The sequence below is a fragment of the Pseudomonas sp. SIMBA_067 genome, assembly GCF_046534675.1.
In the GTDB taxonomy this organism is placed as follows: domain Bacteria; phylum Pseudomonadota; class Gammaproteobacteria; order Pseudomonadales; family Pseudomonadaceae; genus Aquipseudomonas; species Aquipseudomonas putida.
Genome location: NZ_JAWRYH010000667.1, coordinates 1 through 262, shown reverse-complemented (window position 1 = coordinate 262; position 262 = coordinate 1). Strand labels below are relative to the sequence as shown.

Sequence of the window (262 nt, the reverse complement as noted above, 5' to 3'; positions counted from 1 at the left end):
AAAACCCTGCGCGCCTGGGAAAAAGACTTCAAGTCGATCAACAGCCAGCACGAGATCCGCTTTCTCGGCGGCAGCGATGTGCAACAGATCATCGGCTCCAATGCCTACACGAGCGCCCTGCTGCACATGGGCGGCGGGCATGTGCACTCGCTGAACCTGCTACTGGGCGAAGCCACCGCCCTGGCCGGCCATGGTGTACGGATTTTCGAGAACAGCCCGGCGCTGGAAGTCCGCTATGGCGAGCGCATCACCGTGCGCACCG

At 62.6% G+C, this 262-nt stretch carries 1 protein-coding gene; it reads left to right on the top strand.

Annotation, left to right across the window (positions count from 1 at the left end):
- On the top strand, window positions 1-262 hold a 262-nt coding region (locus tag SB765_RS30790; RefSeq protein ID WP_410932643.1), incomplete at both ends, for an FAD-dependent oxidoreductase.